Raw genomic sequence first — 23,914 nt, forward strand, 5'->3', positions numbered from 1 at the left:
GATCTCTCACGGAGTTATCGCTCTGGGTTCAGCAGGAGGGAACGGACCAGTGGACGGGGTCCTGTGGGCCGAAGCAACGAGCTGGCGGGGCGCGGGCGTATTAATTGCGGCCACCAGAACCACCGTCCCAGGAGAGCGGCGATCGAAGGCGTCATGAACGCGCGCACCACCAATGTGTCGAACAGCAAACCCATGCCGATTGTCGAGCCCAGCTGACCGACCGTTTGCAGATTGCTGACCACCATTGACAGCATCGTGAAACTGAACACGAGACCGGCGGCCGTGACCACACGGCCGGTACCGGCCATCGCCCGGATGATGCCCGTATTGATCCCGGCGCTTACCTCCTCTTTCATCCGCGACACCAGCAACAGGTTGTAGTCGGAGCCCACCGCCAGAAGGCAGATGACAGCCATGACGAGCACCGCCCAGTGAATTTGAATACCGAGGATGTGTTGCCACACGAGCACTGAAAGCCCGAACGCAGCACCCAGCGAAAGCGCAACGGTGCCCACGATGACGAGGGCCGCGAACAGACTTCGCGTCATGATCAGCATGATCGTGAAGATGAGACAGAGCGCCGATATCGCCGCGATCAATAGGTCGTAGGTAGATCCGTCGACTATGTCTTTGACCATCGCTGAGCTGCCGGTGAGCGAGATCTTCGCGTTCTCCAGTGGAGTTCCCTTGAGCGCCTCCTCGGCCGCGGTGTGTATGGGCTCGACAAGCGCCATGGTCTCGGGCGACGCAGGTTCGCCTCGCTGCGAGACGAGGAGGCGTGCAGCCTTGCCGTCCGGGGACAAAAACACCTCCATGACCCGCTTGAAATCCTCGTTCTGGAAGATTTCCTCCGGAAGATAGAAGGAGTCGTCATTCATAGCGGCATCGAACGCCTTACCCATCGCGGTGGCGTTGGTGCTGTTCTCATCCATCTGAGCGAACATCCCGGACATGGTGCTGTGCATCGTCAGCATCATGGTTCGCGTGCTCTCCATCGTCGCGATCATCGGCGGGAACTGGGCAATCATCTGCGGCATGATCGCGTCGAGAGCGTCGAGATCACCCATCAGTTCGTCCATCTGTGCGCTCACCCGGTCGATGCCGTCGAGCGCGTCGAAAATCGAGCGCAGTGACCAACAGATAGGGATATTGAAACAGTGCGGCTCCCAGTAGAAATAGTTCCGGATCGGCCGGAAGAAATCGTCGAAATCCGATACGTGGTCCCGCAACTCGTTCGTAGTGGCCTCTAGCTCATGCGTCTTCTCAACCATGCTGTGGGTCGTGGCCGCCAGCTCCTGCATCAAGCCGTACATGCGATTCATGAGCTTTATCGTTTCGCCCATGTCCTCGGCCTGAACCAGCATGTCATCCATACGAGCTCGCTGAAACGGCAGCATTTGCGTTTGGGTGGCTTGACTCATGCTGAGCATGTATGGAATCGAAGTGTGCTGAAGCGGCGTTCCGGCGGGCCGGGTGGGGCCCTGTACCGATGCGACACCGGGGACGGACAGAACGCCTTTGGCCAATTTGTTCAAAATCAGAAAATCGGTCGGATTGCGTAGATCATGGTCTGCCTCGACCAGGAGAATGTCGGGCGCGACCATCTGTGACGCGGGGAAGTGTCGCTGTGCGGCCTGCAACCCCTGCGCCGCAGGGATATCTTTGGGGATCGACTCCTGGTCGTTGTAGCTGGGTTGATATCCCGGGAGCGCCAGCAACCCGATCATCGCGACAGCGCACGATGCGGCGAGGATGGGCGCCGGCCAACGCACGATCGCCGTACCCACTCGCCGCCATCGAGGGACCTTGATTTTGCGCTTGGGTTCGAACCACTTGAAGCGGCCGCCAAAGGCAATAATGGCCGGTACCAAGGTGATCGCCACCAAGACGGCAGTGACCACACCCACGGCCGAAGGGATGCCGAGAACTCGGAACGAGGGCAGCCGAGTGAAACTGAGGCACAGAAGTGCACCCGCAATCGTCAGGCCTGAACCCAACACCACCTTCGCGGTGCTGCGGAAAGTGGAGTAGAAGGCCGTTTCCTGGTCCTCGCCCGCCTCGAGCGCTTCGTGATAGCGGCCGAAGAAGAAAATCCCGTAATCGGTACCGGCGGCGATCAGCAACGCCACCAGAAGGTTGACGACAAATGTCGATAGGCCGAAGGCCCCGATGTCACCGAGAAAGGCGACGAATCCTCTGGCCACCTGCAATTGGATGCCGACTGTAAGCATCACAACAAGCACGGTCGCAATCGACCGGAAGAAGAGCAGGAGCATAACCAGGATCACGGCCAAGCTCACCAACGTGATCAGCGTGACCGTCTCGTTCCCGGTCTCACCCATCTCCGCAACGAGCGGTGCCGGTCCCGTTAGGTAAGCCTGTACGCCTGGCGGAGGTGGGATCCGCTCGATGATGTCTCGGACGGCTTCGACGGATTGGTTCGCTTCGGCTTGGCCGATATTGCCGTTCAGTGTGATCTGGACGTAAACAGCCTTACCATCGGCACTTTCCGCCGCGGCAGATGTGAGCGGATCCCCCCAGAAATCACGTATGTACTTGACATGCTCGGTGTCCGCCTCCAACTGACGAATCAGTTCGCCGTAGTAGGCGTGGACGTCGTCGCCGAGGCGGTCCTGCCCTTCCAAGACGACCATCGCCAGAGCATCCGACGTGGACTCACCGAAAAGCTCGCCCATCCGCTCCTGCGCCTGAATCGACGGCGCGTCGACGGGCGTCTCGGATACCGCCCGCTCTCGTTCGACCTGCTCTAGCTGCGGAACCGCGGTATTGAGAACAACCGCGACAGCCACCCAGCCGAGGATTATCGGTAATGCCAATCGGCGGATCCACCGCCCGACAAAAGGTGTCTTCCGGCGTACCTGGTGACTGGTCATGCTGCCTTCAACATGCAGTAGGTGAAGGCGCTAACTCCTTGGCGGATCTTCTCCGCCTTCACTTCGCCGTCGACGATGATGCGACAACCGATGCTGTTGCTGTTACTGGCCTGCGCGACGATGTTTCCAATGCCCGCGGCCTCTGTGATCTCGAACTTGGAGGACCACGGCAGGCTGGCTCCTTCGATGAACTGCGGTTCGGCATCGACGTCGAAATAGCTGATATCAGCCACAGTCCCTGGCGGGCCAAATACCTCGTAGATCAGATACTTCGGATCGAAGTTCTGCTTGTCCGCCACTTGAGTGTCAGTGTCGGCATACGAGGGACGCTCATTGGACCCGAACATGCCATGGAGCCGCGACACGGTGAACCCGCCAGCAACTAACACGGCAAATATGAGTAGCGGAATCCATACCCGCTTCAGAACCCTGAAAATCGACGTTCCCCTCCATCCCGGTCCAACCTCGGCACCACGCCCGCCGCTCGAACGTAGCAACAGCGCACTGGCCGCAACCGGCAGGCTGCACCGAGTGAACGGTGAGCAGCACAGTCGAGTCCAGACGCGGTCACCGCAAACGCGCGGTGCCTCGGGGAGCGCAACCCGATGCTGACGAGTAAACCACGCTGTCGATGTACGCAGCGATCCGTTCTTAACGTGATACGGGATCGTAATGCAAGGTTTGCGCGTGTCGCCGTGGCCCAAGACGCGCGGTTGTGCGGCCGAATCGCTTCGTGCCCATAAATGCCCCGTCGAACGGAATCAACCGCCTGAACTGCGCATTCAATGGCCCCGGCCACTTCTGGCCCCTTCCGCTGTCAAGAACCTTTGATGAGAACTCAGCAGTCTCGATGCCATGGCCCCGGCCACCCGAAGCGGTCGCCCCAAGTGCGCCGCAAGTACAGCAGATCTCACCGGAAGGCACCACTCGCAGTGCGGGATCGATGTCGAGTCACCACCGGCGAACACCGACTCCGGCTTCTCCGATTCGATTCTGACCGGTTCTACGCGGCTTGTTGCGCTGGATGGACGAGCTGGAGACGATGGCTAGCAATCGTTTGGATGCCCTGTTTTCATGTGTTCGTCCGTTCCGCGGTCTTGGACGGTGAATGGCGCTAGACTCACCAGACTCCGATGACGTCCGCGGCGATCCTGATTCACCTCAAGCGGTGACCGCGGGCCCGGAATGTGAAGCGGTTTAGGGGGGATAACCCCCCCTATTTTGTCCGGGAATCGCCGTGTTCCCGGTCCCGCGTGATCCGTACGTTCAAGGTATGGTCGCAGTCACGAATCCAGACGTTGAGTCGGTGATGACTGACGCCACCCAGCCGGCCATTCGCCGTATCGGGGTCCTGCCTAGTGCCTCGATGATCGTCGGCGCCGTCGCTGCCGCGGTCTGGCTCTGGCTGTACGTCATGATCGTGATCGTTGGGATTTGGCTGGTCCCGTCTGTGGTGGGGTTTGCACTCGCCCTCTTGATGTTTGTGTACCTGACCCGTGGCGCCGAATGGCTCGAGCGTCGGCGTAGCGAGGTCGTCTTCGGGATGAATATCCCCATTCCCCCCCGAACGATGTCCTCCCACAGCGGTTTTCGTGGTTGGTTCAACCAAATCGGTTTAGACATCAGCAGTGCCCGTCTTTGGAAGGGCTGCGCGCACCATGCCCTTCGGCTGATCTACGACCTCCTGGCCGTCGGTCTCGCGTTGTTCCTGCTGGCATTTGCGTTTCTGGCGCCTGCAGCGGCCATCGCGGTGAGCCGCAGCGATGTCGCCGCTGGCTTGTCATTCATTCCGCCGGCGCTGGCGTGGCCATTGGCCGTCGTCGCGTTGCTGGCGTCCGTGGCGATCGTGGTGTTCGCGCCGCTCATCGACGCGAAGATCGACCTCTGGCTGCTCTCCCCTTCGCCGACCGCCATGTTTCAACACGAGCTGAACGCGCTGGCGGAGGCAAGAATGGGCGCGGTTTCGTCAGCGCACTCCGAGCGCCATCGTATCGAGCGTGACCTGCACGACAGCGTCCAATCCCGCCTCGTCTCGCTGGCAATGACTATTGGTCTTGCCCAGACCAAATTCGAAACGGACCCGACTGCCGCAAAAGCGCTGATCGCCGAGGCCCATGACGACGCGAAAACCGCGTTGGTCGAACTGCGAAACGTGGTGCGGGGCATTGCGCCGTCGATTCTTTCGGACCGCGGCCTGGACGCTGCCCTCTCGTCAGTCGTGCAGCGCACCCAGCACACCGGGGTTTCCACGACGCTCAACATCGACCTGCCCCGGCGCATCCCAGCTGAGACCGAATCGGTCGCATACTTCGTTGTTGCTGAGGCACTGACCAATGTGGCCAAACATGCATGCGCGACGCGTGCCGTAGTGACCGTGCGACTAGACCAGGCGCAAAACACCCTTCACGTGTCAGTGCTCGATGACGGGCGCGGTGGCGCACAAATCACCGACAGCGCAAATGCCACCGGGCTCCGTGGGCTGGCTGACCGGGTTCGCGCCGCTCGCGGCACGTTCGCGGTCTCCAGTCCGGCCGGGGGACCCACCCTTATCACGGCGGTGCTGCCATGCGCATCGTGATCGCCGAAGACTCCGCCCTACTGAGGGCAGGCGTCGAACGCATCCTCATCGACGCCGGTCATGAAGTGGTGGCCGGCGTGCCGGACGCCTCCAACCTGACGGCGCTCGTCGACGACGCGAAACCCGACCTCGTCATCGTCGATGTGAGGATGCCACCGACGTTCACCGATGAGGGGATCCGTGCCGCCGCCCTGCTACGGAGCGAGAATCCCGAGTCGCCGGTACTGGTGCTGTCGCATTACGTCGAAGAGCGCTATGCCTCCGACCTGATCACTTCGGACACCCGTGGTTTCGGCTACCTACTCAAGGACCGCGTCGCCGATGTACCTGCGTTTCTGGACGCCGTCGCGGTCGTCGGTGGCGGTGGAACGGTGCTCGACCCGGAAGTCGTGTCCCAGATTCTCGCGCGGTCGCATCGCCGCAGTGCGCTCGACCAGCTCACCCCCCGCGAAAGCGACGTACTGCAGCTGATGGCCGAAGGAAAAACCAATTCAGCTATCGCCGCGACTCTGCACATGTCGACCGGGTCCGCCGAGAAGCACGTCGCATCCATCTTCACCAAATTGGGGCTGGCGCCCGATGACACCGAGAACCGCCGTGTCCTCGCCGTTCTGCGCTACCTCGAGTCGTAAAAGAAGAAGGGACATAGGCCATGACTACGAACTCCTACCTCACAAAGAGGAACGAAACCGACCTCGCGGTGATCCAGCAGGCGCTGGCCCTGATCGAGCTGGAAAACGGATGGACCCAGGGCACCTACTGTCGCGATGCCGACGGCCTGGAGGTACGCCCCGCTGCGGATGTTCCGGGGCAATGGGTGCGGGTCCGAACTCAGCACGTCGGTGCGGGCGGTTACGTGGTGCGCACCGAATCGGGCGCGACGCCGTGCAGCTACTGCCTCGGGGGCGCCCTGCGCGTCGCTGCGGGTTACTGGCAAGACGAAGACCCATTCGCCGCGCTAGACCAGGTCGAGCGGTTAGAGAGTCTCACCCTGCGGCTGGCCAATACCGCCGCTGCGAGAGGTTGGCCGAGTCTGCAGGCCTACAACGATGATCCGCACACCACAAAGGCCGACGCGGTTCTGGCGCTCAAGCGCGCCGCCACCCACCTAGACGCGCAGGAGCAGCTGCAGTTGTGAGTGGCACCGGCGTCAATCCTGAGCCACCGCCCCTTGATCCCGTGGCGGAGAGGCCGCCTTCCCCCTGGCCGGCCTCTCCGCCGCCTGCAATAACTCCCGCCGCGCGGACCGCCATCCGGTTCGCCATCGTCGTCATCGCAGCCTTGGTAGTCGTCGGAGCGGTGGGCGGTCTTGGCGCAGTTTCGTTCGCGCTCGCGACCAGTCGCGTCGTCATGGACACGCAGGAGCTTCCGGCAGGCACGCGATCGCTGATCATCGACACCGGTGGCGTCGCGGTGCCCGTCCGCATCGTCGCCGACGCCGACGCCACGAAACCGCGCGTCGACCTACGCATGGTCACGCGAACCGACGACACGCAACTTTCGATAGTCAGCGAAGGCACTAGAAGCCAAGTCACGCTCGGCGCCGGCGGTTCCGCGTTCGTCTGGCTCGTAGGCACAGGAATGAATGTTGTCCTCCCACCGAACGTCGCGCGCGAATTGAGTGTCACGGTCAATCACCGGACCGGCTCGCTCACCTCAGACGCCGATCTCGACCAGCTGGTGGTGAGGTCCGATATCGGCGCCGTCGCGCTCAGCGGATCAGCTCGCTCGATCGACATCGACGTCCACCGCGGCGATATCAGCACCGCGACCAGGATTGCCGTCACCGAATCGTTCAGTGCGGTCACCGAAGAAGGCAGCATATCCGTGGAATTCCGGGCGGCACCACGCCGCACCGAAGCGATCGCCAGCGGCAACGTAACAGTAGGGCTGCCCAGTTTGGGTGCGTACCGAGTGCGCGCCGGATCCGAGGCGCCGACTGGTTCGACGACGGTGACGGTGCCCGAGACAACCGACCCAAGTGCTCCGCGGGTGACCGTTCGCTCGGAAAACGGCAACGTCAGCGTCAACGAAGTTCGGTAACCGCCTTAGCGGGGCACTCAGCAAACGTTTGAACTTGTTCTAGCAAACTTCTCTCTTTCCAGAGTGCGGCACGGTGTGGTCCCAATTGGTTGTGACTCGGTGCGGCTCCCGCGGTCGAATCAGGTGCATCGCAGACCTCCGACCGCACGGCTTCCCGCGCTTGGGCCCGACCGTCAGGCAATATTGGCTCTATGGACAGCAGTGCAGGCACAGCCCGGGTGCTCGTGGTCGACGACGACCCCGACGTGCTGGCTTCGCTCGAGCGCGGATTGAGATTGTCCGGGTTCGACGTGGCCACCGCCGTGGACGGCGCCGAGGCGCTGCGCAGCGCGACCGAGACCCGGCCCGATGCGATCGTCCTGGACATCAACATGCCTGTGCTCGACGGAGTCAGCGTGGTCACGGCGCTGCGCGCGATGGACAACGACGTGCCGGTCTGCGTGCTCTCGGCGCGCAGCTCGGTCGACGACCGGGTCGCCGGTCTCGAGGCCGGGGCCGACGACTACCTGGTCAAACCGTTCGTGTTGCAGGAGTTGGTCGCCCGGGTCAAGGCGCTACTGCGCAGGCGTGGGTCCACCGCGACCTTCTCCTCGGAGACCATCCAGGTCGGACCTTTGGAGGTCGACATCCCCGGCCGGCGCGCGCGTGTCAACGGCGTCGACGTCGACCTGACCAAACGCGAATTCGACCTGCTCGCGGTGCTGGCCGAGCACAAGACCGCCGTGCTGTCGCGTGCCCAGCTGCTCGAACTCGTCTGGGGCTACGACTTCGCCGCCGACACGAACGTCGTCGACGTCTTCATCGGCTACCTGCGCCGCAAGCTCGAGGCGGGCGGCGCTCCGCGGCTCCTGCACACCGTTCGCGGAGTGGGGTTCGTGCTCCGAATGCAATGAGCCGATGAACCTGCTGTCGCGGATCTTCCGCCGAACCCCCTCGCTGCGCACCCGCGTCGCGCTGGCCACCGCGATCGGCGCGGCGATCGTCGTCATCATCGTGGGAACGGTGGTCTGGGTCGGAATCACCAATGACCGCAAGGAACGCCTCGACCGCCGACTCGATGAGGCGGCCGGGTTCGCGATCCCGTTCCTACCGCGGGGCTTGGACGAAATTCCGAAATCGCCGACCAACCAGGACGCGGTCATCACCGTGCACCGCGGTGACGAGGTGACGTCCAACTCCGATGTCGTACTCCCCCAGCTCGAACCCGGATACGCCGACACCTACGTCGACGGCGTGCGCTACCGGGTTCGCACCGTCGACATCCCCTACTACCCCGGGCCGATGTCGGTGGCCGTCGGCGCCACCTATGACGCCACCATCGCCGACACCAACAACCTGCACCGACGGGTGATCATCATCTGCGTGTTCGCCGTCGGCGCGGCTTCGGCGTTCGGCTGGGTGCTGGCCGCCTTCGCCGTGCGCCCGCTCAAGACCCTGGCGCGGCAGACCCGTCAGATCGACACCGGCGACGAGGACCCCGATGTAGAGGTACGCGGCGCCACCGAGGCCGTCGAGATCGCCGAGGCGGTCAAGGGCCTGGTCGAACGCGTCTGGAAGGAACAGGACCGGACCAAGGCCGCGCTGGCGTCGGCGCGCGACTTCGCGTCCGTCTCCGCCCACGAATTGCGCACCCCATTGACCGCGATGCGGACCAACCTCGAGGTGCTATCGACTCTCGACCTGCCCGAGGACCAGCGCAAAGAGGTGGTCAACGACGTGATCCGGACCCAGTCGCGGATCGAGGCGACGCTCGGCGCGCTGGAACGCTTGGCACAGGGTGAGTTGTCGACCGCTGACGACCACGTGCCCGTCGACATCACAGAGTTGCTGGACCGCGCCGCCCACGACGCGATGCGCGTCTACCCCGACCTGGAGGTGTCGTTGGTGCCTGCGCCGACGGTGATCATCGTGGGCCTGCCCGCGGGTCTGCGGCTGGCGGTCGACAACGCGATCGCCAACGCCGTGAAGCATGGTGGAGCCACGCGGGTTCAACTGTCGGCGGTCAGTTCACGAGCGGGCGTGGAGATCGCGATCGACGACGACGGCGTCGGCATCCCCGAGGAGGAGCGCTCGGTCGTGTTCGAACGCTTCTCTCGCGGATCGACGGCGTCGGTGTCGGGCTCGGGGCTCGGCCTGGCGCTGGTCGCACAGCAGGCCGAATTGCATGGCGGTACAGCTTCTTTAGAGGAAAGCCCGCTCGGCGGCGCTCGGCTGCTGCTGCGCCTGCCGGGCCATCAGTGAGCTTTGGCGCCGAAACTGAACCTCTGCGCGAAAATCTGCCGTTCGAACGCGCAGTTCTTCAGTTACGGCGGCAGGTCAGCGGGTCGCCAGCAGGTCGATGACGAAGATCAGCGTCTTACCCGACAACCGGTGCCCACCGCCGGCGGGACCGTAGGCCTGCTCGGGCGGGATGACGAGCTGTCGACGACCGCCGACCTTCATGCCCGGAATGCCGTCCTGCCACCCCTGGATGAGTCCGCGCAGCGGGAACTCGATCGACTCGCCGCGGTTCCACGAGCTGTCGAATTCTTCGCCGGTGTCGTACTCCACGCCGACGTAGTGCACCTCGACGTTGCCGCCGGGCACCGCTTCGGCGCCATCGCCGACGACCAGATCGGTGATCACCAATTCGCTAGGCGGAGGGCCGTCAGGGAATTCGATTTCGGGCTTCTGCCCTGCACTTGAAGTCACCGCACTCACGGTAGTCGGGCAGACTGGTGCTGTGACCAAAGACCAAGACATTCTCGACCAGGTCAACAGGCTGGTCGCCGAGGAGCAGGAGCTGCGCGCACAGCTCCAGAACCGCGAGATCGACGAGTCCGAGGAGCACCGACGGCTGAAGGCCGTCGAGGTGCAACTCGACCAGTGTTGGGATCTGCTGCGGCAGCGCCGGGCCCTTCGGGAGACCGGCGGCGATCCACGCGAGGCCGAGGTGCGTCCGCCCGATGAGGTCGAGGGCTACCTCAACTGAGTTCGCGTTACGCCACCGGAGCCGCCCCGGCGGCGACATACGACGCAGTCGTCGTCGGCGGCGGGCACAACGGTCTCGTCGCGGCGGCGTATCTGGCGAAGGCGGGTCGTCGGGTTCGGGTGCTGGAGCGACTGGACCACGTCGGCGGCGCGGCGGTGTCCGCGCACGCGTTTGACGGAGTCGATGCCCGGTTGTCGCGATACTCCTACCTCGTCAGCCTGCTGCCCCGACGCATCGTCGACGACCTCGGCGCGCGGGTGCGCCTGGTACGCCGCCGCTACTCGTCGTACACGCCCGACCCGGCGACCGGTGGCCGCACCGGACTGCTCATCGGCCCCACGTCGACATTCGACGCGATCGGCGCGGCCGACGACGGGTCGCGGTTCGCCGAGTTCTACCGTCGGCGCGGTGGCCTGGTCGAGCGGTTGTGGCCGACGCTGCTGGAACCGCTTCTGACGCGATCACAGGCGCGCGCTCTCGTCGATGACGAAACGGCATGGCAATCGATGGTCGACGAGCCGATCGGGCACGCGATCACTTCGGCCGTCGTCAACGACGTCGTTCGCGGTGTGATGGCCACCGACGCGTTGATCGGAACCTTCGCCCGCCTCGACAACCCGTCGTTGATCCAGAACGTCTGTTTCCTCTACCACCTGCTCGGCGGTGGAACTGGCGACTGGGATGTACCGATCGGCGGCATGGGCGCGATCAGCGCCGCGTTGGCCGCCTCGGCAGCCGGTTATGGCGCCGAAATCACCTGCGGTGCTGCGGTATACGCGATCGCTCCCGACGGCGAAGTGCGCTACCGCTGCAACGGTGTCGATCACACGGTCCACGCAGAGGTGGTTCTGGCCAACGTGTCGCCGAGTGTGCTCGCCGGCTTACTGGGTGAGCAACCGCCGGAGTCGACGCCGGGTGCGCAGGTCAAGGTGAACCTCATGCTGCGGCGCCTACCGCGATTGCGCGACGACGCCGTCACACCCGAGCAGGCGTTCGGCGGCACGTTCCACATCAACGAGACGTTCAGCCAGCTCGATTCGGCATACCTGCGCGCGGCCGACGGTATCGTGCCCGATCCGCTACCGTGCGAGATCTACTGTCACTCGCTGACCGATCCGTCGATCCTGTCGGACGAACTCCGCGCCGCAGGAGCCCAGACGCTGACGGTCTTTGGGTTGCATGCTCCCCACCACTTGGTGTCGGCCGGCGACCCGGACCGGATGCGGGACACGTTCACCTCTGCGGTGCTCAATTCGTTGAACTCCGTTCTGGCCGAACCGATTCACGATGTGCTCATGGAGGACTCGGCTGGCCGGTTGTGCATCGAGACGAAAACGACCGCCGACCTCGAAAACTCATTGGGCATGACGAACGGGCACATCTTTCACGGTGCGTTGACGTGGCCGTTCGCCGAGGACGACGAAGCACTCGACACCCCGGCTCGACGCTGGGGCGTGGCGACCGCATATGAGCGAATCCTGTTGTGCGGATCGGGTTCACGCCGCGGTGGTGGAGTCTCGGGTATTGGTGGACACAATGCGGCGATGGCGGTGCTGGAGGGCTAATCGGCCGACAGTTTGGCGAGTATCTCGCGTAGCGCCTCGAGGTCGGCTTCGTCCAGGTTCGCCAGGGCTTCTGGCGCCGGGTCGTCGACCGCGTCGATCTTGACCACTATGGCGCATCCCGCATCGGTGAGCGACACCCGCTTGCATCGGCGATTGTCCGGATCCACCTGACGCACTACGAGCCCGCGCTGTTCCAAGTCGTTGACCGCGACCGTCGCGGCCGGCGCGTCGATGGTCGCGGCGTGTGCCAATTCCTTAACGGTCATCGGCCGTCGGCTCAACCGCCGCAGGATGCGCACTCTGCTGAACGGCAGCCCGGACTGCTCGACGACCGCCCGCTTCCAGCTGTCGTGGTTCTCGACGACGAAGGCCGCCATCGCGCGCCACGCCTCGTCGGCTGAATTACCGGACATCGGCCGTCACCAACGGTTCCAGTCGATCGGCCGACCGCAACGCCCTGCCGGACGTCGAATAGAAGCCGAGCACGATGATCGCCACCCCGAGTGCCGCGCAGATCAGCCACAGCGGCCGGGTGGCCTGCGCGAAGTCCGGGCCCATCCCGACCAGCGCACCGCCTGCAACCGAACCACACAGCGCCACACCGATACTCACGCCGACCTGCCTGCTGGTCGAGGCGATAGCCGAGGCCGCCCCCGCCCGGTCGGTCGGCATGCCGCTGACCGCCGCATTGGTCACCGGGGCGTTGACCATCGAGAATCCGATGCCGAAGACGGCGAAGATGACGAGCAGCTGCCAGACCGGCGTCGTCGCCGACAGCTGGGCGAGCTTCACCGTCGCCGCCGTGATGAGGGTCCCGGCGATCAACAGTGACGGCCGAGCGCCGAACTGCCCGACCATCCGGCCCGACAGCGGCGAGAACACCAGCGCCCCAACGGCTATCGGCAGATAGATCAGCCCGGTGTGGAACGCCGAGAAACCGCGCGCGTCCTGCAGGTACAACGACATCATGAACAGGAACGCACCCCACGACGCGAATGCGCACACCGCGATCATGGTCGCCGATGCGAACGGGATGCTCCGGAAGAACCGCAGATCGACGAACGGGTCCCGCCTGCGCGCCTCGTAAGCCACAAAGCCGACGAAGGCCGCGACCGCGCCGACCGCCACGGCGACGGTACGAACGTCTCCCCAACCCAACCCCGGACCCTCGATGAGCACGAAGACGATGCCGAACAGGAACGCCATGCCCAGCAACTGCCCGATCGGATCGACGTCGCGCATGGTCAGCGACTTGGACTTCGGAACGAAGATGACCGTCAGCAGGATCGCCAGCGCGCAGATCGGCAGATTGATCCAGAACACCGCGCGCCAGTTGATCCACTCGATGAGCACTCCGCCGACGATCGGCCCCGCGGCCATCGAGATACCGACGACGCCACCCCATATGCCGATGGCCCGGGCGCGCTCGACCCTGCCGGTGAACACCTGCGTAATGATCGACATCGCGACGGGATTCATCATCGAGCCGCCGATCGCCTGCAGGAAGCGCGCGGCGATCAGCGTTTCGATGTTCGGCGACAGGCTGCACAGCAGCGACGCGACCGCGAACACCGTCAGCCCGATCTGGAACGTGCCTCGACGACCGAATCGGTCGGCGGCCGCACCCGACAACAGCAGCAACGAGGCCAACACCAGCGTGTAGATGTCGATCACCCACTGCATTTGCGGCCCGCTGGCGTCGAGGTCGGCGCGGATGTTGGGAATGGCGACGTTGACGATCGTCGCGTCCATCGACACGATCAGCAGGCTCAGGCAGCAGGTCACCAAGATGATGGCCTTGCGCCGAGCGCTCAATGACCGGACGACGGATTCATTCACCCAACAATTGTGAAACTACAACTGTTGGGTGGCAAGGCACCCAACAGTGAGATACGCGACGTCGAATGTGGGATTACGCCACGCTCGGGACGGGCAGAGCGTGCGGGTAACCCACGTTCGGCGGAGGGCGCCAACGGACCTAGCGGCTGCTGACGTCCTTGTAGTCGCGCTCGGTGTAGCCGGTGTAGATCTGGCGCGGACGGCCGATCTTTCCGCTGCCCTCGTCGTGCATCTCCCGCCAGTGCGCAATCCAGCCGGGCAACCGGCCGAGCGCGAACAGCACGGTGAACATGCGCGTCGGGAAGCCCATCGCCCGGTAGATCACGCCGGTGTAGAAGTCGACGTTCGGATAGAGCTTGCGCTCGATGAAGAAGTCGTCGGTAAGCGCGGCTTCCTCGAGAGTCCGTGCGATATCCAGCATCTCGTCGTCGCCGCCGAGCTTGCCCAGGATCTTGTCGGCCTGCTCTTTGACGATGCGGGCGCGCGGGTCGTAGTTCTTGTAGACCCGGTGGCCGAAGCCCATCAGCTTGACGCCGTCCTCGCGGTTCTTCACCTTCTTGATGAACTCGTGGACGTCGAAGTCGGCCTGGCGGATCTTCTCCAACATCTCCAGCACCGCCTGGTTGGCACCGCCGTGCAGCGGGCCCCACAGCGCGTTGATGCCGCCGGAGATCGACGTGAACAGGTTGGCCTGCGACGAGCCGACCAGCCGCACCGTCGACGTCGAGCAGTTCTGCTCGTGGTCGGCGTGCAGGATGAACAGCATGTCCAGCGCGCGGACGATCTCGGGATCGACCTCGTAAGGCTCGGCCGGGAAGCCGAACGTCATCCGCAGGAAGTTCTCGACCAGCGTCAGCGAGTTGTCCGGGTACAGGAACGGCTGGCCCGCCGACTTCTTGTAGGCATACGCCGCGATGGTCGGCAGCTTGGCCAGCAGCCGGATCGTCGACAGCTCGACCTGGTTGTCATCGAACGGGTCGAGCGAATCCTCGTAGTACGTCGACAGGGCGTTGACCGCGCTGGACAGCACCGGCATCGGGTGGGCGTTGGCCGGGAAGCCGTCGAAGAACCGCTTGAGGTCCTCGTGCAGCAGCGTGTGCCGCTGGATTCGGGTGGTGAACTCCGCCAGCTGCTCCTTGGTGGGCAGCTCGCCGTAGATGAGCAGGTAGCTCACCTCGATGAAGTTCGACTTCTCGGCGAGCTGCTCGATCGGGTAGCCGCGGTAACGCAGGATGCCGGCCTCGCCGTCGATGTAGCAGATCGCACTCTTCGTCGATGCGGTGTTGACGAAGCCTTCGTCGAAGGTCGTGTAGCCGGACTTGGCCAGAAGTGAACCCAGCGCGATGCCATCAGCGCCTTCGGTGGCTGAAACGATGTCAAGGTCGAGCGTGCCACCGGGGTAGGAGAGGGTGGCTTGCCCTTCCCCACTCTTCGCGTTATCGGCCACGAGGTTCCCTTCGTCGCTGCTGGGAGTATTCGAACATTGCTCCTACAAAAGGTAGTCCCATATCTGCACGCGTGCCCCGCCGGGGGCGGTCACTTGTTCAGACAGGCTGCCGCAGATTACCCAACAAGCCGGTGAAGTCCACGAAGACCGTCTCCAAGCGCTCGATCAGGTCCTCGATGGACACCTGTGACCAGTCGTTGTTGACCTGCACGACGTCGGTGAGCGCCGTCATGATCACCGCACTCCACGTGGCCGATGCCAGCCGGACCCTGCGGTCGGCCAGTTCGACTCCCATGCGCCTGGCGAGTGCCCGTTCGAGTGCGTTGCCCCGAAATTCGACGGTGACCTGTCGCAGCGTCGGCGAGGACAGGATGATCCTGGCGATGCACAAAACCCGTTCGGCCCTCAGGTCGTCGGGTCCCGCGTGCTTGGCCGCCTCACCCATCGCGACGTAGGCGCGCAGGATCGCCTCAAGGTGATTCAGCTCGGCGGGCTGGCGGTCCAGTTCGAGGGCGACTTCGTCGACGATTTCGTCGACCAGGGCCAACGCGATGGAGTCCTTGGTCGGGAAGTACCGGCTGAAAGTGCGCGGTGACACGTCGGCCACCGCGGCGATCTGGTCCACGGTGGTGTTGTCGAAACCCTGTCCGTTGCACAGTTGCACGGCGGCGTCGATGAGGGTCGCACGCGTGCGCTGTTTCTTGCGCTCGCGCAGGCCGACAGACCGCGCCCCCCTACCGTCAGGCACAAAGCGCATCCTAACGGGCGAAACTATGAGGGAGCTAAGAATTCATCTTCGGTGAAAACATGATCGACGTCAGCATTTTGGCCTCTCGCCTCTGCGCAGCGAACGTAAGCGCCTACGGCTGGAGCCGCTCGATGCGCCCGTCCTGGATACGAATCCTGTTGTGCACACGGTTCTCCCGGCCCTGCCAGAACTCGACAACGTCGGCGCCGATCAGATAGCCACCCCAGTTCGGCGGCACGGGCACCGTGTCGTGACCTTCGAACCGTTGCGTCACCTCGGCCAGCTGCTCCAGCAGCGCTGCGCGGGAGGCGATCGGCTTCGACTGGTAGGACGCCCACGCACCCAACTGCGACCCCCGCGGCCGCTTCGACCAGTATTCGGCCGTCTCCTGGGCCGACACCTTCGTCACCGGTCCTCGGACGTGGACCTGGCGCCCGGTCAGATACCAGGGAAACGTGGCCGACGCGTACGGCGTCGCCGCCAGCTGCTCACCCTTGTCGGAGTCGTAGTTGGTGTAGAACGTGATGCCGGTGTCGTCGACGCTCTTGCACAACACCGACCGGGTAACGGGCCGCCCGCGGCTGTCGACCGTACCGACTACCATCGCATTGGGTTCGGCGACGCCGGCGCGTTCGGCATCGGTTATCCACTTGCGCAGCAAGGTAACCCAGCCGTCGTCCAGCCAATCCACGTCCAGGTCGGGACTGCCGTCTTTTTCCGCCGAACTGTATTCCACCCGCATCCTCGCCAAGTGTTCTGGGTTAACCGGGGCTACCTCCGCCACGCGACAACGCTACGCCCACACCGTCTGCCGTCGTGCCGACAACCGCCAGATGAGCCGCGTTTCTTCAGGTGCGAGAATCTGGCCATGAGCGCGGTGCCCGAAGACTTCGTCCCCGGCCTCGAAGGCGTCGTCGCCTTCACGTCCGAGATCGCCGAACCCGACAAGGACGGCGGCGCGCTGCGGTACCGCGGCGTCGACATCGAGGATCTGGTCAACCAGAAGGTGACCTTCGGCGACGTGTGGGCGCTGCTGGTCGACGGCAAGTTCGGCGACGGTCTGTCGCCCGCCGAACCGTTCCCGCTGCCCATCCACAGCGGCGACGTGCGCGTCGACGTCCAGGCCGGGCTGGCGATGTTGGCCCCGATCTGGGGCTATCCCCCGCTGCTCGACATCGACGACGCGACCGCCCGCGAGCACCTCGCCCGAGCCTCGGTGATGGCGCTGTCCTACGTCGCGCAGTCTGCGCGCGGAATCTATCGGCCCGCGGTCCCGCAACGCACCATCGACGAATGCTCCACGGTCACAGAGCGATTCATGACCCGCTGGCAAGGTGATCCAGACCCCCGACATGTGGAGGCCATCGACGCCTATTGGGTCAGCGCCGCCGAACACGGTATGAACGCCTCGACATTCACCGCCCGCGTGATCGCCTCCACCGGCGCCGACGTCGCGGCCGCCTTGTCCGGTGCGATCGGCGCGATGAGCGGACCGCTGCACGGCGGGGCCCCGGCTCGGGTGATCCCGATGATCGAGGAGGCCGAGCAGACCGGCGACGCCCGCGCCGTCGTCAAAGGCATCCTCGACCGGAACGAGAAGCTGATGGGCTTCGGGCACCGGGTGTACCGCGCCGAGGACCCGCGGGCCCGGGTGCTGCGCGCGACGGCCAAGCGGCTCGAGGCCCCGCGCTACGAGGTCGCCGCCGCCCTCGAGCAGGCCGCCCTTGCCGAGCTGCGGGAGCGGCGACCCGACCGCGCCATCGAGACCAACGTCGAGTTCTGGGCGGCGGTGATCCTGGACTTCGCCCAGGTGCCGACCAAGATGATGCCCGCGATGTTCACCTGTGGGCGCACCGCCGGCTGGTGTGCCCACATCCTCGAGCAGAAGCGGCTCGGCAAGCTGGTGCGTCCGTCGGCGATCTACGTCGGGCCGGAGCCGCGCAGCCCCGAGTCGGTCGAGGGCTGGGACCAAGTCGTCCGGTCGTGACTGCGCCCTCGATCCTGGAGACCTTCGCCTCGGCGGCACACAGTTTCGCGGACCTGGTCGGCCGCATTCCCGCCGACGCGTGGTCCGGGCCTGGTCTGGGCGAGTGGGATCTGCGCTCGCTTGTCGGGCACACGTCGCGCTCGCTGACCACGGTGCTCACCTACCTCGAGACCACAGCTGAGGCCGAGGACATCGCCACGCCGCAGGAGTACTACGCACGGGTGAACCCGACGGCACTGGGCTTGGACCCCGCCGATGTGGCCGAGCGCGGCAGGCAGGCCGGGCGCGACCTCGGTGACGATCCGGGGGCCGCCGTGGCAGACCTCGTCTCCCGAGCGATCGCGCGGTGCGAGACGGTGGAGGACCCGCTGATCCGGGTGCTGGGTGGGCTTGGCATCCGGTTGCGGACCTATCTGCCGACGCGGACGTTCGAGCTGGCCGTGCACAGCTTGGACATCGCACGCGCCGTTGGTCTTTCGTTCACGCTGCCGCCACCCGTCCTCAAGGAGGCGTTGGTGTTGGCGGCGCGCATCGCCGCTGAGCAGCAGGGCGCGACCGTGCTGATGGCGCTGACGGGTCGCGACGCTCTGCCGGCGTCATTCTCGATCGTTTGATCTGTCGGTGGGCAATGGTTGCATGACCACGTACCGATGAATTGAGTCCGCTCGCCGAGTCGGTACTGGTAACCCGCCCGCGGGCCTAACCCGAATCGAGAAGGAGCTCTTCACATGGCCATCGACTTTGAACCAGCGGTCTCGCCCATGCTCACGGTCAGCGACGGCGCCGCAGCCATCGACTTCTACGTCAAGGCCTTCGGCGCCGAGGAACTCGGCCGCGTGCCGGGGCCCGACGGCAAGAGGTTGTTTCACGCCGCGCTCCGCATCAACGGGGCGCTGGTGATGCTGAACGACGACTTCCCGGAGATGAACGACGGCAAGTCTGCGACACCGGAAGCGCTCGGCGGCTCGCCAGTGACCATCCATCTGACGGTTACCGATGTAGACGCCAAGTTCCAGAAGGCCGTCGACGCCGGCGCGACGGTTGTCATGCCGCTCGGTGACATGTTCTGGGGCGATCGCTACGGCGAGCTGCGCGACCCCTTCGGGCATGTGTGGTCGATGGGCCAGCCGGTGCGTGAAGTCAGCCCCGAGGAGATCGAGAAGGCGGTGCAGCAGCACCAGTGACGGAGTTAGCGGCGCAGGCCGGCCAGTAGGCGCCGGCCGAGCCCGGGTCCGCGGGTGTCGGCCGCGGCGGAGAGCATGTCGGCGACCACGGTGAACTTGACGCGGGGTCGTTCGTCGCCGCCGCGGGCGACTTCGGCGGCGTCGATCGCCTTCCAGCCGGCGGAGTCGACCATGTCGGACCGCCTGCTGCGGACGAGTTTGTCGAGTGCCGCGGGCTTGTACACGGGATCGCGCAACCTGCCCTCGTTGTAGTCGGCGACGAGGTTGTGCACGGTCTGCGCGGCGCACGACTTGTTGGTGCCGATGAAGCCCGTCGGCCCGCGTTTGATCCAGCCCGCCACGTAGCTGCCGGCAACGGGCGCACCCGAGCGCGGGTCGACGACGCGACCACCGTCGTTGGGCACGACCGCCGCGGACTCGTCGAAGGGCAGCCCGCGAATCGGTTTGCCGCGGTAGCCGATCGAGGTCAACACCAACCCCGCGTCGACCCGACGCACCTCGTCGGTGCCGGTGACCGCAAACTCCATCACCTCGGCGCGGACGTCACCGACGACGCGCTGCGGCGTGAGCGAATAGGCGAGCCGGATACGCGGACGCGTCACCGGCGCGGAGGTGTCGGCCAGCTTGCTCAGAATCTCCAACTTGTTGCGGGTCAACCGATCCTCGGTGGTGGCCAGGTCGCGGTCCACCAACTCGTGGTCCTCCGGCGAGAGCACCACCTCGCACGTCGACGTCAGCCCGATCAGCTCGGGCAGCGTGAACGCCGAGTCGCCAGGTCTCCGACGGGCCGCGATCACCACCTCGGTCACCTTCGATGCGCGGAGCGCGGCGAGCGCGTGATCCGAGATGTCGGTGCCCGCAAGGACATCGGGCGGTGTGGTGAGTATCCGCGCGACGTCGAGGGCGACGTTGCCGTTGCCGACGATGACCACGCGCTCGTGACTCAAATCGATTGGCAGCGCGTCGAAGTCGGGGTGGCCGTTGTACCAGGCCACGAACTCGGTGGCGGTGCCGGTGCCGTGCAGGTCCATTCCCGCGACGTCGAGCCGGCGGTCGTTGGGCGCCCCGACGGCGTAGAGGACGGCGTGGTGATGCTCGAGCAGCTCGTCGTGGGTGACGTCGTTGCCTACCTCGACGTTGAGGTAGAAGGTGAATCCAGGTTGGGCAGCGACCCTGTCGAACAGCTTGGTCACGCGTTTGGTGCTCTGGTGGTCGGGCGCGACGCCGGCGCGCACCAACCCGTACGGCGTGGGCAGCCGCTCGAAAACGTTGACGCGCACCCCTTTCTGGGTGAGCAGCTCGTCGGCGGCATACATCGCCGCCGGTCCCGATCCGACGATCGCCACGGTGAGCGGTCCGCCTGCCCTGGGGTACACCACCGGTGCCTCGATGACCGGCGCCAGTTTCGACGTCGGCGGCAGCTTTCCGTCCGGTTCCGGGTAGAACGCGGCGTTCAACTCGACGAACGGAAGCTGCGCGGGGGTCAGCTTCGAATCGTGCGATATCGCCCCGACCGGGCACGCCGACACGCATGCACCGCAGTCCACACACGCCACCGGATCGATGTAGAGCATTTCGGCGGTGGCGAAGCCGGGCTCATCCGGTGTCGGGTGGATGCAGTTCACCGGACACGCGTAGACACAGGACCCGTCGCTGCAACACGACTGGGTGATCACATGGGGCACAAGCGCTCCCTACGCGGCAGCGACCACGTGCTGGCGAGCCGGCTCGCTGCGGTATCGGCTGGGCTTACCGTCGATCCTGCACATCCGCCACACGAGCTTGGCGAACGGATTCATCAAACCGGTCTCGTGGCAGAGCATCCGGACGTCGCCGAACATGTCGCGCAGGAACTGCCGCGACTTGGGCGCACGGAAGAACAGCTCCTTGCGCACCGAGCGCGGGATGTCGAACTCCCGCCAGAACGACCTCGGCGGCACGATGATCGCCTGGCACAGCACCCGCATGATGATCGGCACGTTCCACGACAGCCAGAACCGCTGCCGGCGATTCAGATACGGCAGGCGCTTGCGCAGATACTCGTGGGCGAACGAAATGTGGCGCGCTTCCTCGGCCACGTGGATCGCCATCACCCGCTCCATGATCGGGTGCAGGGCTTTGCCCTCGCGCAGCACGTTCTTCTGGGTGTGGTCGATCGGTTCCTCGCCGGCGAGCACGCCGAAGAAGAACGGGATCGGCAGCGGCCCCGCGACCAACGGAATGAACGGCGACAGCCAACGCAGCATGCGCGGCATGCCCGGCACGTCCGCGCCGATGCGGTTGACCATCTCCTGGAACATCATCGTGTGGTTGCACTCTTCGACCGACTCGTGCAGGCAGTACCGGTATTCGGGTGAACCGTTCGGCACCCAGAACGCGTAGTTCGTCAGGCCGCGAATGAGGATGATCTCGAACTGCAACCCGACCTTGGCGACGTTGGCCTGCCGCCACATCCCGATCTCAATCTGCCGCTCCAACGGCTGGGCCTGATACCAGGGATGTCCACCGAGCGGGTCGGTGGCGGGCAGTACCCAGCGGGGGTCGTTGTCAGTGACGGCGAACTCCGGGGAGTCCCAGTCGATGTCGGTGTACGGATTGAAATTGCGCCGCACCGAACCCTCGGACAGTGTGGTGAGCGTGTCGACGTAGTCGGCGTCGTCGCTAACCTCCATGTTGCGACGCCATCGCCTGACCATTCGAGTTCGCGCCATCTTCAGCCTCCCCTATGAGGTTTACATTCGCGCCTCTGATGTCCAACAACGGTACCGGAGGTATCGCCTACTGAACATACCCCTCGACGCGATGTGTCACACCGGCTGAAATACGGCGTCCTGTGATGACGATCACACTGAGGTGACCGTGACCGGGGTGCTAGCGGCTTCCGAACTCGCCGACAGCGGCGGCCCTGGCACCGTTGCGCACGACAGCGACGCCGGCTTCGGTCATGCCGCAGTCGGTGATGATCGCCCGGTGGCCGGGGCTGTTCATCCACCAGTTCACGGCTTCTGCGGGAACGGCGGCCACCCCGGTGCTCCAGAAAATGATCTCGCCGGCGTTGGAGAACTGTGTGTAGCCGGCGGCGGTGATGCGCTGGCCGACGGATGACCCGTCAGAACCGGTGTGGCTGCGAACGTTGTTGGCCAGCATGTCGTTGGCCTGCCGGGCCGCGGCCGCGCTCAGCTGTGGGTTCGCCGCGACCGGACCGCATCCGTTCGCGGCGCGGGCGGCGTTGATCTCGTTGAGCAGCGCACCGTCGTCGGCGCCGTCGGCGTGAGCGGGTGTCGCAAGCATTGGGGCGCTGACCGCCAGCGCCGCTGCACATACAGAGATCAGGACCGAGCTTCTTCTACGACTGTTCACGTGCCCCCCTGGGCTCGAGCTTCAGTCCCCGACAGGTCACAGTATGGACACGGCGAGGTCTCTATGAAGGCCGTTTACCCACTTTTGTGACTTTTCTCTGCCGCCCCTCCCCACGTCGACGGCACAGTTCCGGTCATTAGTGTTGACCGCATGTCGCAGCTGACGATTCCCGCCGACCTCAAACCGCGCGACGGCCGCTTCGGCTGCGGCCCCTCCAAGGTCCGACCGGAACAGCTGAGTGCGCTCGCCGCAGCGGGTGACCTGTTCGGCACCTCGCACCGCCAGGCGCCGGTGAAGAACCTGGTCGGCCGTGTGCGCGACGGGCTGCGCCAGCTGTTCTCGCTGCCCGACGGTTACGAGGTGATCCTCGGCAACGGCGGCACCACCGCGTTCTGGGACGCGGCGGCGTTCGGCCTGATCGACAAGCGGTCGCTGCATCTGACCTACGGCGAGTTCAGCGCGAAATTCGCCTCGGCCGTCGCCAAGAACCCATTCGTGGGCGATCCGGTCGTCGTCAAGGCCGACCCGGGCAGCGCGCCGGAGCCGACGTCGGACCCCTCGGTCGACCTGATCGGCTGGGCGCACAACGAGACCTCGACGGGTGTCGCGGTCCCCGTACGGCGTCCCGACGGGTCGGGCGATGCGTTGATCGCGATCGACGCGACGTCTGCGGCGGGTGGGCTTCCCGTCGAGATCACCGAATCCGACGTCTACTACTTCGCTCCGCAGAAGAACTTCGCGAGCGACGGCGGACTGTGGCTGGCGGTCATGTCGCCGGCCGCGCTCGCCCGCGTCGAGGCGATCGCGAACTCGGGCCGCTGGGTTCCGGAGTTCCTGTCGCTGCCGATCGCGATCGAGAACAGCCTCAAGAACCAGACGTACAACACTCCGGCGATCGGCACCTTGATCATGCTCGCCGAGCAGCTGGACTGGCTGCTGGGCAACGGCGGCCTGGACTGGGCGGTCAAGCGCACGGCGGACTCGTCGCAGCGGCTCTACGGATGGGCCGACGCGGCCCAGTTCGCCACACCCTTCGTCGCGGATCCGGCGTTGCGCTCGCAGGTGGTCGGCACGGTCGACTTCAACGACGACATAGACGCCAGTGCTGTCGCCAAGACGCTGCGAACCAATGGCATCGTCGACACCGAGCCCTATCGCAAGCTCGGCCGCAACCAGCTGCGGGTGGGGATGTTCCCGGCCGTCGATCCCGACGACGTCAGCGCGCTCACGGCGTGCATCGACTGGGTGGTGGAGCGGCTTTAGCCGCGACCGACAGCGGGGAGCGGCTTTAGCTGGCG

At 65.0% G+C, this 23,914-nt stretch carries 23 protein-coding genes; 12 read left to right on the forward strand and 11 right to left on the reverse strand.

The annotated features are described in order from the left end of the window. Nucleotides 1–14: 14 nt before the first annotated feature. Both AAHH99_RS00145 and AAHH99_RS00150 read right to left on the reverse strand, forming a co-directional pair. Complete coding sequence (locus AAHH99_RS00145; protein ID WP_418766886.1) at nucleotides 15–2,894, reverse strand: RND family transporter; 2,880 nt, start codon at nucleotides 2,892–2,894, stop codon at nucleotides 15–17. Continuing rightward, nucleotides 2,891–3,319 (reverse strand): MmpS family protein, encoded by a 429-nt coding sequence (locus AAHH99_RS00150; protein ID WP_418767548.1) that lies wholly within the window; start codon nucleotides 3,317–3,319, stop codon nucleotides 2,891–2,893. The genes AAHH99_RS00145 and AAHH99_RS00150 overlap by 4 nt, the downstream gene beginning before the upstream one ends. An 848-nt stretch (nucleotides 3,320–4,167) precedes the next feature. On the opposite strand from AAHH99_RS00150, the gene AAHH99_RS00155 reads away from it, so the two are divergent. The 6 genes from AAHH99_RS00155 to AAHH99_RS00180 all read left to right on the forward strand — a co-directional run bounded on the left by AAHH99_RS00155 (nucleotide 4,168) and on the right by AAHH99_RS00180 (nucleotide 9,756). Then, entirely contained in the window at nucleotides 4,168–5,472 is a 1,305-nt protein-coding gene (locus tag AAHH99_RS00155) for a sensor histidine kinase (RefSeq protein WP_418766887.1), read from the forward strand. Then, a complete protein-coding gene (locus tag AAHH99_RS00160) occupies nucleotides 5,460–6,104 on the forward strand; it encodes a response regulator transcription factor (protein ID WP_418766888.1) in 645 nt (214 codons plus the stop codon). Before AAHH99_RS00155 ends, AAHH99_RS00160 begins: the two co-directional genes overlap by 13 nt. A gap of 20 nt (nucleotides 6,105–6,124) precedes the next feature. After that, on the forward strand, nucleotides 6,125–6,610 hold the full coding sequence (locus AAHH99_RS00165; RefSeq protein WP_418766889.1) for a DUF6197 family protein: 486 nt from the start codon (nucleotides 6,125–6,127) through the stop codon (nucleotides 6,608–6,610). After that, a complete protein-coding gene (locus AAHH99_RS00170) occupies nucleotides 6,607–7,515 on the forward strand; it encodes a hypothetical protein (RefSeq protein WP_418766890.1) in 909 nt (302 codons plus the stop codon). Before AAHH99_RS00165 ends, AAHH99_RS00170 begins: the two co-directional genes overlap by 4 nt. A gap of 191 nt (nucleotides 7,516–7,706) precedes the next feature. After that, the gene (prrA, locus tag AAHH99_RS00175; protein WP_418766891.1) at nucleotides 7,707–8,408 is read left to right on the forward strand and encodes a two-component system response regulator PrrA; all 702 of its coding nucleotides are present in this window, start codon (nucleotides 7,707–7,709) and stop codon (nucleotides 8,406–8,408) included. Nucleotides 8,409–8,412: 4 nt separating this feature from the next. After that, the gene (locus AAHH99_RS00180) at nucleotides 8,413–9,756 is read left to right on the forward strand and encodes a HAMP domain-containing sensor histidine kinase (protein ID WP_418766892.1); all 1,344 of its coding nucleotides are present in this window, start codon (nucleotides 8,413–8,415) and stop codon (nucleotides 9,754–9,756) included. A gap of 75 nt (nucleotides 9,757–9,831) precedes the next feature. Here AAHH99_RS00180 and AAHH99_RS00185 read toward each other — a convergent pair whose 3' ends face one another. Further along, nucleotides 9,832–10,215: an FKBP-type peptidyl-prolyl cis-trans isomerase gene (locus AAHH99_RS00185; RefSeq protein ID WP_418766893.1), complete on the reverse strand. Its 384-nt coding sequence runs from the start codon at nucleotides 10,213–10,215 to the stop codon at nucleotides 9,832–9,834. A gap of 22 nt (nucleotides 10,216–10,237) precedes the next feature. Here AAHH99_RS00185 and AAHH99_RS00190 point away from each other — a divergent pair, with 22 nt between their 5' ends. Together AAHH99_RS00190 and AAHH99_RS00195 are read left to right on the forward strand one after the other, a co-directional pair. Continuing rightward, nucleotides 10,238–10,486 (forward strand): DUF2630 family protein, encoded by a 249-nt coding sequence (locus AAHH99_RS00190; protein ID WP_094288496.1) that lies wholly within the window; start codon nucleotides 10,238–10,240, stop codon nucleotides 10,484–10,486. Further along, nucleotides 10,483–12,051: a phytoene desaturase family protein gene (locus AAHH99_RS00195; protein WP_418767549.1), complete on the forward strand. Its 1,569-nt coding sequence runs from the start codon at nucleotides 10,483–10,485 to the stop codon at nucleotides 12,049–12,051. The genes AAHH99_RS00190 and AAHH99_RS00195 overlap by 4 nt, the downstream gene beginning before the upstream one ends. On the opposite strand, the gene AAHH99_RS00200 is transcribed toward AAHH99_RS00195, so the two are convergent. The 5 genes from AAHH99_RS00200 to pdxH all read right to left on the reverse strand — a co-directional run bounded on the left by AAHH99_RS00200 (nucleotide 12,048) and on the right by pdxH (nucleotide 16,827). Continuing rightward, nucleotides 12,048–12,464, reverse strand: a complete 417-nt coding sequence (locus AAHH99_RS00200; RefSeq protein WP_418766894.1) for a MarR family winged helix-turn-helix transcriptional regulator — start codon at nucleotides 12,462–12,464, stop codon at nucleotides 12,048–12,050. The genes AAHH99_RS00195 and AAHH99_RS00200 overlap by 4 nt on opposite strands. Next, a complete protein-coding gene (locus AAHH99_RS00205) occupies nucleotides 12,454–13,890 on the reverse strand; it encodes an MFS transporter (RefSeq protein ID WP_418766895.1) in 1,437 nt (478 codons plus the stop codon). Before AAHH99_RS00205 ends, AAHH99_RS00200 begins: the two co-directional genes overlap by 11 nt. A 139-nt stretch (nucleotides 13,891–14,029) precedes the next feature. Next, nucleotides 14,030–15,337, reverse strand: a complete 1,308-nt coding sequence (locus AAHH99_RS00210; protein WP_082962032.1) for a citrate synthase — start codon at nucleotides 15,335–15,337, stop codon at nucleotides 14,030–14,032. Nucleotides 15,338–15,434: 97 nt separating this feature from the next. After that, a complete protein-coding gene (locus tag AAHH99_RS00215) occupies nucleotides 15,435–16,094 on the reverse strand; it encodes a TetR family transcriptional regulator (RefSeq protein ID WP_418766896.1) in 660 nt (219 codons plus the stop codon). A gap of 103 nt (nucleotides 16,095–16,197) precedes the next feature. Next, nucleotides 16,198–16,827 carry a pyridoxamine 5'-phosphate oxidase gene (gene pdxH, locus AAHH99_RS00220; RefSeq protein WP_418766897.1) on the reverse strand — a complete coding sequence of 210 codons (630 nt, stop codon included), beginning with the start codon at nucleotides 16,825–16,827 and terminating at the stop codon, nucleotides 16,198–16,200. A gap of 126 nt (nucleotides 16,828–16,953) precedes the next feature. Here pdxH and AAHH99_RS00225 point away from each other — a divergent pair, with 126 nt between their 5' ends. The 3 genes from AAHH99_RS00225 to AAHH99_RS00235 all read left to right on the forward strand — a co-directional run bounded on the left by AAHH99_RS00225 (nucleotide 16,954) and on the right by AAHH99_RS00235 (nucleotide 19,256). Further along, nucleotides 16,954–18,072 (forward strand): citrate synthase 2, encoded by a 1,119-nt coding sequence (locus tag AAHH99_RS00225; RefSeq protein WP_418766898.1) that lies wholly within the window; start codon nucleotides 16,954–16,956, stop codon nucleotides 18,070–18,072. Continuing rightward, nucleotides 18,069–18,686, forward strand: a complete 618-nt coding sequence (locus AAHH99_RS00230) for a maleylpyruvate isomerase family mycothiol-dependent enzyme (protein ID WP_418766899.1) — start codon at nucleotides 18,069–18,071, stop codon at nucleotides 18,684–18,686. The genes AAHH99_RS00225 and AAHH99_RS00230 overlap by 4 nt, the downstream gene beginning before the upstream one ends. A gap of 114 nt (nucleotides 18,687–18,800) precedes the next feature. After that, nucleotides 18,801–19,256, forward strand: coding sequence for a VOC family protein (locus tag AAHH99_RS00235; protein WP_066850501.1), 456 nt, complete (start codon nucleotides 18,801–18,803; stop codon nucleotides 19,254–19,256). Between the two features lie 5 nt (nucleotides 19,257–19,261). On the opposite strand, the gene AAHH99_RS00240 is transcribed toward AAHH99_RS00235, so the two are convergent. The 3 genes from AAHH99_RS00240 to AAHH99_RS00250 all read right to left on the reverse strand — a co-directional run bounded on the left by AAHH99_RS00240 (nucleotide 19,262) and on the right by AAHH99_RS00250 (nucleotide 22,547). Further along, nucleotides 19,262–20,941 (reverse strand): FAD-dependent oxidoreductase, encoded by a 1,680-nt coding sequence (locus AAHH99_RS00240; RefSeq protein ID WP_418766900.1) that lies wholly within the window; start codon nucleotides 20,939–20,941, stop codon nucleotides 19,262–19,264. 9 nt (nucleotides 20,942–20,950) lie between these two features. Beyond that, nucleotides 20,951–21,967, reverse strand: coding sequence for an AurF N-oxygenase family protein (locus AAHH99_RS00245; protein WP_418766901.1), 1,017 nt, complete (start codon nucleotides 21,965–21,967; stop codon nucleotides 20,951–20,953). 160 nt (nucleotides 21,968–22,127) lie between these two features. Then, the gene (locus tag AAHH99_RS00250) at nucleotides 22,128–22,547 is read right to left on the reverse strand and encodes a CAP domain-containing protein (protein WP_418766902.1); all 420 of its coding nucleotides are present in this window, start codon (nucleotides 22,545–22,547) and stop codon (nucleotides 22,128–22,130) included. A gap of 219 nt (nucleotides 22,548–22,766) precedes the next feature. On the opposite strand from AAHH99_RS00250, the gene serC reads away from it, so the two are divergent. Further along, nucleotides 22,767–23,879 (forward strand): phosphoserine transaminase, encoded by a 1,113-nt coding sequence (gene serC, locus AAHH99_RS00255; RefSeq protein WP_418766903.1) that lies wholly within the window; start codon nucleotides 22,767–22,769, stop codon nucleotides 23,877–23,879. Nucleotides 23,880–23,914: the final 35 nt, after the last annotated feature.

Source organism: Mycobacterium neumannii (assembly GCF_048452905.1).
In the GTDB taxonomy this organism is placed as follows: domain Bacteria; phylum Actinomycetota; class Actinomycetes; order Mycobacteriales; family Mycobacteriaceae; genus Mycobacterium; species Mycobacterium neumannii_B.